This is a genomic window from Roseovarius halophilus (ex Wu et al. 2025), from assembly GCF_047086965.1.
The window spans coordinates 1-1,033 of record NZ_JBKOTX010000500.1; the positions used below are offsets into that span (position 1 = coordinate 1).

Annotated in this window: 2 protein-coding genes; both read right to left on the reverse strand. The window is 64.0% G+C overall.

Annotated features, from left to right (window positions below; genetic code table 11):
* On the reverse strand, nucleotides 1-507 hold a 507-nt coding region (locus ACH107_RS33120), incomplete at its 3' end, for a transmembrane anchor protein (RefSeq protein WP_412509831.1).
* Nucleotides 508-519: 12 nt separating this feature from the next.
* A partial coding sequence (locus ACH107_RS33125; RefSeq protein WP_412509832.1) for a HupE/UreJ family protein occupies nucleotides 520-1,033 on the reverse strand: 514 nt, incomplete at its 5' end.

The following is a 1,033-nucleotide window of genomic DNA, read 5'->3' on the forward strand; positions in this document are numbered from 1 at the left end:
GCGGCCCCGGTCGTAGTCGATGGACTGGCCGTCGCCATGGGCGTGCAGGTCGAAGTTGATCCGGCCGCCCTCCGCGACCCACGCGTAGTCCGCGACATCGCCCGCTTCCATGACGAGCTTGACCTCGGTCGCCGCATCCGGCGCCAGAGTGAAGGTGACCGTGTCGGTCCAGGCTTCCTGCGCATGGGCCACGCCCACGAAGAGGCCGAAAATGTCGTCCATGACGCTCGAGGATTGGTCACCGCCGTGGATCGCTTCGTCCTCGGCCGCCTCGCGGGCAAGCTGCTGCTTGATGTCGCCCATTTCGGTGAGGCCGAGCACATTGCCAATTCCCGTCGGGTCGATCCCGTATTCGGCGGGCAGGTAGACGCCGACCCCGATGAAGGCCGCGCCGATCACGGCGGCGATGGTCGAGCGCCGCAGTTGCTTCGGTGTCGGCAGGAGGGCCGGATCGGGCTTCTCCGCGTTCAGCTGCATGGTGGCGCGCATTTTCTCGATGAGTTGCATGTTGTTTTCTCCTTAAGCAGCCGCAAGAAAGCCGTTGATCTGGTGGACGGTGAGCCAGAGGCCGAGGCCCACCATGATGACGTTGGCGACCACGGCCTGGCTCATGAACCGCTCGGAGCGGCGCCAGTAACCCATCACGACGAGGATCGCGAACAGCGCGAGGATCTGTCCGACCTCGACGCCAAAGTTGAACGCCAGGAGGTTCCACAGGAGCCCGTCGTCCGAGATGTCGTATTCGATGATCTTCGAGGCGAGGCCGGTGCCGTGGAACAGGCCGAAAATCAGCGTCGCGGCCTTGGTGTTCGGCTGGACCCCGAACCACGCGCGGTAGGCGCCGAGGTTGTCGAGCGCCTTGTAGACGACCGACAGGCCGATGATCGCGTCGATGATGTAGGCGTTGATGCCCCATCCCCACCAGACACCGGCGAGCATCGTCACCGAGTGCCCGACCGCGAAGATGCTGACATAGATGGCGACGTCCTTCATCCGGTAGAGGAAGAACACGACGCCAAGAAGGAACAGGATG